This is a genomic window from Facklamia sp. HMSC062C11, from assembly GCF_001810675.1.
Classification (GTDB): Bacteria; Bacillota; Bacilli; order Lactobacillales; family Aerococcaceae; genus Facklamia; species Facklamia hominis.
The window spans coordinates 69,309-76,164 of record NZ_KV802399.1 but is presented as its reverse complement, the minus strand read 5'-3'; the positions used below and the strand labels follow the sequence as shown (position 1 = coordinate 76,164).

At 34.1% G+C, this 6,856-nt stretch carries 9 protein-coding genes and 1 pseudogene; 1 reads left to right on the top strand and 9 read right to left on the bottom strand.

Annotated features, from left to right (window positions below):
* Positions 1–102: 102 nt before the first annotated feature.
* The 9 genes from HMPREF2758_RS04825 to HMPREF2758_RS04800 all read right to left on the bottom strand — a co-directional run bounded on the left by HMPREF2758_RS04825 (position 103) and on the right by HMPREF2758_RS04800 (position 5,973).
* Positions 103–615, bottom strand: coding sequence for a hypothetical protein (locus HMPREF2758_RS04825; protein ID WP_070609529.1), 513 nt, complete (start codon positions 613–615; stop codon positions 103–105).
* 10 nt (positions 616–625) lie between these two features.
* Positions 626–1,069 carry a hypothetical protein gene (locus HMPREF2758_RS04820; RefSeq protein WP_070609431.1) on the bottom strand — a complete coding sequence of 148 codons (444 nt, stop codon included), beginning with the start codon at positions 1,067–1,069 and terminating at the stop codon, positions 626–628.
* A 508-nt stretch (positions 1,070–1,577) separates the two neighbouring features.
* A complete protein-coding gene (locus HMPREF2758_RS04815) occupies positions 1,578–2,738 on the bottom strand; it encodes a hypothetical protein (RefSeq protein ID WP_070609430.1) in 1,161 nt (386 codons plus the stop codon).
* A 348-nt stretch (positions 2,739–3,086) separates the two neighbouring features.
* Complete coding sequence (locus HMPREF2758_RS04810) at positions 3,087–3,491, bottom strand: hypothetical protein (protein ID WP_070609429.1); 405 nt, start codon at positions 3,489–3,491, stop codon at positions 3,087–3,089.
* A gap of 18 nt (positions 3,492–3,509) precedes the next feature.
* Positions 3,510–3,854, bottom strand: coding sequence for a BRCT domain-containing protein (locus HMPREF2758_RS08700; protein ID WP_168163133.1), 345 nt, complete (start codon positions 3,852–3,854; stop codon positions 3,510–3,512).
* The gene (locus HMPREF2758_RS08695; RefSeq protein WP_168163132.1) at positions 3,811–4,452 is read right to left on the bottom strand and encodes a 3'-5' exonuclease; all 642 of its coding nucleotides are present in this window, start codon (positions 4,450–4,452) and stop codon (positions 3,811–3,813) included. The genes HMPREF2758_RS08700 and HMPREF2758_RS08695 overlap by 44 nt, the downstream gene beginning before the upstream one ends.
* 702 nt (positions 4,453–5,154) lie before the next feature.
* Positions 5,155–5,307, bottom strand: a complete 153-nt coding sequence (locus tag HMPREF2758_RS08920; protein WP_168163129.1) for a hypothetical protein — start codon at positions 5,305–5,307, stop codon at positions 5,155–5,157.
* A gap of 61 nt (positions 5,308–5,368) precedes the next feature.
* Positions 5,369–5,515 (bottom strand): hypothetical protein, encoded by a 147-nt coding sequence (locus HMPREF2758_RS08915; RefSeq protein ID WP_168163131.1) that lies wholly within the window; start codon positions 5,513–5,515, stop codon positions 5,369–5,371.
* Between the two features lie 131 nt (positions 5,516–5,646).
* Entirely contained in the window at positions 5,647–5,973 is a 327-nt protein-coding gene (locus HMPREF2758_RS04800; RefSeq protein WP_148128882.1) for a hypothetical protein, read from the bottom strand.
* Positions 5,974–6,273: 300 nt separating this feature from the next.
* Here HMPREF2758_RS04800 and HMPREF2758_RS09125 point away from each other — a divergent pair.
* Positions 6,274–6,856, top strand: a pseudogene (locus HMPREF2758_RS09125) (transposase); the annotation flags it as partial.

Below are 6,856 nucleotides of genomic sequence, written 5' to 3'. Positions count from 1 at the left end.
CTATTCATTGCTTCACTTTTCGTAAGGAATACTAGGGACTCAGCATGGGAAAAGGATAAGGAATGGATTGATTTTGGTATGGTGGGTAGGGAAAATGGTTGTTTAATCATAAAGAGGATCTGCCCCAAACCACGTTTCTACATCTCTATCTTCTCCATCAATAATCGGGTCATCGACACCAACGTCGTCAATCCAAGCAACCGCGAATAAATATTCTGAAGTCTTAGTATCAGGAAAGATTCCAAACGCTAATCCATTATCCAAATAGACATCATCATAATCATAGTAACTGTAGCGTTTCCCATTATTATAGTCTGTTTCACCTTCCAAACCTATTGATAGTTTTATTCGATTGTCACCGTAAAAGCTAATACAAGCCAATCGTTCGCCAGATTCATGATAGCCTCTTCCTAAACGTTCATCATTAATGGTACAAGATATCTGATGCTCCTTACCATCAGGAATATATTTGATGCGAATATGACACCTTCCTAAAAGAGGAAAGTGTCTTCCCCCAATTGGTCCCATCTCCTTATAATCATAAGGAACAGACTGTCCATCAATTTTAATGTCTACATCACCCAATGGTGTACTTAATTTTTTGATCTTTTTCATTTTCTGATAATCATTCCGAAGTAATTTTTTGATTTTCAATAGGCACTCTGAGCGTCGCAATAAATGCGACAATAATTAAAACATGCAGTACAATATGCCATAAATCTGGCACATATCTTCCCGGTATGTTTATGAATTGGATACAATTTTCAAAATAAGCAATCTTGCCTTCAACGCTACCCATCAGTCCTTTTCCGAAAATGGTATACCATTCATGGGCAAGGAATTGTAATATAAACCAACCCAATAACCAGCCCAATTGAATATATTTACCTAGCTTCCTAGTTAACAAAAAAATACAAAATATTACAGTTGAAATGACCATAAACATTCCGTCTTCGTTCATAGCCCCTTCAACTAAATACTTATCACCGATTTTTACTCCAAACATATCCAGTGAAAACCATATAAGTAATAATAGATTAGCAACAATTGCAATTTGTCTTTTACTCATTATCTCTGCTCCTCTACTTTAAAACTAAGTTAATTTTCATTTTCAACATACGAAAAAAAGTGGGCATTTTTATTGATACTTAGTTTATACCTTCTTCCTAAAATCATCGATCAGTTCCCCATATGCACACCTTCATTCTAGCAGATTTACCTCATTTTCTCCTCTAAAAACCAAAAAACGAAGTTCCCAAGAAGTCTAAACTTCTCAAGAACCTCGCTATTATACAATTTAGAACTTTTCTTTTCAATCACCTACGCTATCGCTACGGAGCTGAGGCTGTAACTCACTTCGTTCGAACAGCCTCAAGCAATACCACTGCCTCAGCAGCCGATTGCATCCAATCAGCTCCTCGCTTCGCACGTCATTCTTGGGCAATCCGTGAATGGGCAGGACAGCTGATTCTTCAGACGCTAACGCGCCTTCACAAGCAGTGTCACTGCCTCGACATGTGTCGGGGATAAGGGATGGATTGATTTTGGAATGGTGGGTAGTTAGTTTAGATATATAATCACAGACCATCTACTACTTCTTCCAACTTCCGTATTAGTTGTTTAATATTCTCCTCTACCCTTAAATTCCATACAGGCCTATTTGAATTTTTCCAATCCAACATTCGTTCAATTTGCTGTTGATTCAACCCAACATTATGGAGATTATGAGTTCTCAAAAATATTGGTCTCTCTTCGACTATTATAATTCTCTTGACCGGATTGAAAGCCATAACTGAATTCAAACCCTTGTCTCCACTTAACAAATAGGGAATGGTAAACTTATCAAACTTTCCATATTCTAAGCGCATTATTAACTCCACATATCTAATGTGAGTTAAATCCCAAGCCATACCCGATAATTTTGCTAATTTATTATTAGTGTTTTCTTTAACCCTTAAGAAACGTTCTAGTTCACGATTGTTTTGAAGATATAATATTGAAGTAATTACCTCATTTTCAGCAAAAATAGGTATCTCCTCTACTATAAAACTAAGTAATTCATCAATTTTTTCATCAAGTTTATTATCTCTATTTTTAATTAGAAACGCTTTTAACAGAAGAACATAAGCCAAAATATAATATTTTATAATTGGAGTTTGGCTATAAGATTCTGCAGATATTTTTTCCATTCTTATATCAGCACTTTGTAAAATATGCAACTTTTCCCGCGTATAGGTATCTGATAGAGATCCATCCAACAAATCATCAAAATAATCTAACACCTCGAAGGCTTGTAAAGATTTGTGAATATCCACTTTTTTCATGTCGTATCTATTCAGATATGCTTCTAATAAATATGGATTTGAATCCAATTGCATATCATTTTCTTTAAGAAAATTTATGGCCATCTCTAAATCTTCATTTAGTGGCTTACTATTAAATATACTCGTTACTACATCACCTAAAATATTAGAATCAAAACTCGCTAAGTACCTTACTTCGATCGAAAAATTATTTTGCTTTAAGATTTGTTTGTTTAATATCGATGTTTTTGAAAAATCCATGACACTATTTAAAAAATATCTATCACCAAAAGATTGAGGTGATAAGAATGAACTGTACCCTTTTCTAGAACAATCCAAAACTACAACATCATTAGGAAAACAACTGTCCTTCATCAACTTAATTATTTCAGAACCCGTTGCTGGTATTAATTTTTCAAGTAAATCTATATTCACTTTATCAACCCCATTTTATTACTATTCTAAGAGTGCATTTAATTATACCAAAATAAAAGATACAGAACGATGCTATCCCGCTACAGCATGGTTCTGTGTCTTTCATTTAACCCTTAACATATATTGTCGCCTGATTTCAACTTTACCTCAAAAGATTGTTCTTTCACAATAACCTTATTAATGACTCTCGTCACTAACTTCTCTTCGTAGTCCACTAGTTGAGTTTGTTGCGTTGGCGAATAAACCATTTTAGAATTCATCTTTAATATGTATAAGCATTCTATCTCGCATATGCCCCCTCTTAAATAAGTTTTTTTGATATAATGGCCACACCCATAACGACTGAACCTATAGCTTATTTACCATAATTTCTACCGATTCTTTGAATCTTAACAATTCATGTTCTTCGTTGAATAGGGGTAACCCCATCAAATTATAGTCGTTGTTAAAGAAATATTTCTTGTCTACAACGGCATGATCTCCAATACTAATTAAAAAATCGCTCTTCCATCTATCTTTTTCAAGTAAATGACTACCATTAGGGTCTACATAAACTTGATCAACATGATATCCTGACTCTTTATTCTTCTTGATAAATAAGAGAAAATCGGGTTCAAATCGTTCCCCATCTTCAAAACTGTAAATGGCCAAGTCAGCTATCCGTTCGTTACGAATAACATAGTATTCAAGGCTTTTATCATCTAGCATAGGTACAATATATGTTTTGAAATAACAAAAAAACTCTGATTTCAATTAAAATTCCTTTGAATATTATTCATATTCATCAATTAAATCATAAAAGACATTTTCTGAAAGAATTTTTAAATCTTGACCTTCCAAAATGTACTTTTCGGCTTTTTTAAGTTTCAAACTCTTTTCCCCTTTGAGGATAGAATTGTATTCAAAATTTCCCAATATTAAGTAGTTTGTTTTCTTCGTTACGTTATCTGCATTAATTCCACCAATATCAGCTATAATTTGCATTGCTTCTCTTCTAAATAAGTATTCTAGCGTACCTGTTATAACGCACACTTTTCCATACAGTAAATTATCTACTTCCAGCTTACTCTTATCACTGTCCATAATAAGCTGATTGTCGTTTACTAAACTCTTCAATTGATCCATACTTCTCAATAGCTAAACTTCTTAAAGTCTTAAAAATTTTAGCCGTTAATTCTGCATCGAATTCTGCCCTATGTCCACCTTGATATTCATATCCATAGTATTTTGCCAAGTCCTTCAACCTATGATGATCCAATTCATCTAGAAGTCTCCTGGCTATTCGCATGGTATCAACAAAATCATTATCGAATTTGATATTATAATTCTCCAGTAAACCATCATACAGAAAATTCAAATCAAAATGAGCATGAAGTGCTATGACTACTGAGTCGCCTACAAAATCGTAAAAACCTCTAAGAACTGCCAATTCATCCCTAGCATCTTTCAGCATCTCATTAGTTATTCCTGTTAGGTCAGTAATAAAACTGCTGATACCATACTGAGGATTCACTAGTTCTTGAAACCGTTCAACCTCTTCTCCATTTTTATATTTGATAGCTGCTACTTCGATAATTGAATCATAGTAGGGGTCTAATCCAGTAGTCTCCGTATCAAATACGATATAATTATCTAGAAATTCTAATAAGTTTCGTCCTTTATCCCTATCTACTTTTTCTCTGCGATCTTGCCCATTAAATGATATTTTTATCACAGTAAACCCTCCTAGTCTTTTCTTAAGTAGAAATAAACCTGTCCAGACTAAAAACGCTATAGAAAAACCATTTATATGAGATCTTAAAGGATTAAGAATATTTGTTAATCAACAATAAGCCACCCATTATCGTTTCTCGCCCTAAAACATAAAATAGTCACATCGCTGAGCTTTCTTCAGCATCACAAACCTCTACAAATCCTATTACTGTCAGCTTTTATTTTCAAGCAATACTGCCACCTTAGCAGCCGATTGCATCTAATCATTTCCTCTTTTGCTCGTCATTCTTGGCCATGGCAATCGGCGAATATCCCACCAATCCATCAAAACTCAGTCCAGGGATTCGGAAGACTTATTCAGTTATTCAGCTGATAAAGAGACTGTCCCAGATTCATGCAGATTGTCATTGACAATAGCTGAGGTCTTAGTATCACGTTTGGCCAGCATTTTATTGGGCATCAAGGGATAAAGCGAAACCACTTCTCCTTTTCAGTTACGAATCACTTGGACATAAGCATTCCCCCATAAAAGCACATGGGGCATCAAGGTTTCCCTAAAAATGGAGGAAGTTATTTCCATATTAGGTTCATCAAGCACCAAAAGATAGAGCAGATGACTCTTCGCTTTTTATTTGTTACCCAGTTCATTTTATTCATAGAGATGAAGCGGTAGACTGACAATCGACTCTGCAAAGATACCCACTCAAGCATATACTGCTGTCATTTGCATAGCAGATCTCTCATTAACAAGTTTCCCAGAAGAATTTACAACAAAAGAAAATCCTTGACTTCCTAAGCTAGTGTTTTTAACTGGACTACGAATGAGACGAATCCAAATTCTCTTAAATGGATTCATTTAAACCTCCTCTAAATATACGCAATATAAAACCACTTCTATAGGTACTAAGTAAATCTTATTAATTTTTAAACCAAGTTAGATTAGTCTTTATTTGATAATAAAAAAGTTCCTGATCTTTACCCCTTAAAATTGGTTCTCTCATTTGTCGTTCAATGTTTTCAACATAAATATCACGACCAAAATATTCTCTTGCTAATTCAATCATTAACTCCTCTAATTTATTGACATCAAAAATAATTTCACTTTGAAACTCTTTAAATACGTTCCCTGTGTATGCGGTATTGTCATCATTATGATACTCTAATGCCTTAATTTCTAACGGAGCAATTCCTGCTATTAGAACGTAGTGAATTTTATAATTTTGATCAACGCTTCGATCAATCTAAGTGTATGTCTTGGAAAGTAATTACCTACTCCATCTAAATACTCTCCACCTTCTTGTGAAATGGAAAAATTCATACCATACAATTCTTGAAGTTCTTTTCTAATATCTCTATTTGAGGAAGTATATAAATGAGCGTCTGTTGGAAAGGTTGCTATAAAACTCGGTTCATTGATTATTTCTCTTATTGTGTTGAACATCGTAATTGAACTTGGCAAAGGCATAAGCTGAAATTCAGATTGGTTCATATCTTCAGCACTTCTATTTACAAAAGAACCCATAGCATATAGGCCTTGAGGATCTAGGGCAGCATACCGAGTGTACTCTTAACGTATCTAAGAAAAAAAGGAGCCTTCAAACATAATAACCTACCTCCTGATTATTTATGGGTTTATTATATATCACTTAGATACCGCTTTCAAACAAAGGTAATTTTACATTACTTAAAATAATTTATGATTTAAATTGGCATTTCCGAATACGTTATTAGATGTTGCTTTAGATAGATAGAAAAAGCACCTACATTTGTAGTGCCCCCAAAAAGTTGGACCAAAAATCTAACTTTTTTGGAGATATTTATATTGGCAAAATATAGTTATGAATTTAAACGAAAAATTGTCGAAGAATATTTAGAAGGAGCAGGTAGTTACGAATATTTAGCGAAAAAATATCAGATTAAAAGTGATACTACCATCAAAAAATGGATTAATGCCTACCAAACCTTAGGCGAGGAGGGATTATTGCGTTCTCGACAAAAGAAAGTTTATCCTGTTGAATTCAAGTTAGAAATAGTACAATCTTACTTAACAAGTGAGAAAAGCTATCAATCTCTAGCGAATCAATATGGGATCAATAATCCCACTTTATTGGCGCGCGTTGGGTAGTCGACTATCGCAAATATGGGATTGATGGACTCTTACCAAAACAACGAGGGAGGCCATCAAAAATGTCGAAAAAAGAAAAGAAAACAAAGCCATCACTATCTCCATCCGCTGATTCAGCGCAACGTTTAAAAGAACTCGAAGAAGAAAATTATCGATTAAGAATGGAAAATGATATTTTAAAAGAATTTCGGAGGCTCAGATTAGAAAAGAAGAAGCAACAAACGAAGAACGCTCGAGATTAGTCTATAGCCTCCGTCATCAATATAAGTTGAAAGATTTA